The 470-nt window shown below is 66.0% G+C and carries 1 protein-coding gene; it reads left to right on the top strand.

Features of this window, described 5'->3' with window-relative positions; genetic code table 11:
• Positions 1-470 (top strand): transposase (locus ACLRGI_RS23190; RefSeq protein WP_419203787.1); only part of this gene is annotated, 470 nt, incomplete at both ends.

Raw genomic sequence — 470 nt, 5'->3', positions numbered from 1 at the left:
ACACCATCCCGTTCGGCAAGGCACACATGATCGACTGGATCAGCGACAAACAATACTGGCAGCCGGCCCTGGACCAGCACGGGGCCGACCGGACCGACGCCTGGGTCATCAACGCCACCGACGTCATCCCGCTCACCGACTACCCGCCGGACACGAACCTCTACCTTCGGGCAGAGCCGCTGCACCCCGGCGCGCAGCCGAGCCTGCTCGATACCGACGGACACCGCATCACCGCTTTCCTGACCAACTCACCCCGCTGGCACGGCCCGTTCCTTGACGCCAGGCACCGTGCCCGGGGACGGTGTGAAAATCGGATCAAAACCCTGAAAAACACCGGCCTGGGCAAGCTGCCGTTCTTCGACTTCGCCGCGAATCAGGCCTGGGCGAACATCGCCGCCCTGGCCTTCAACCTCGTCTCCTGGCTCCAGCTCGCCGCCCTCCCGGACGGCCACCAAGCCAAAGCCTGGGAC

The sequence above is a fragment of the Paenarthrobacter sp. PPS72 genome, from assembly GCF_048537125.1.
Lineage (GTDB): Bacteria > Actinomycetota > Actinomycetes > Actinomycetales > Micrococcaceae > Arthrobacter > Arthrobacter nitroguajacolicus_E.
Note: the sequence above shows the minus strand (reverse complement) of the source record. Positions and strands in the feature narration are given on the sequence as shown.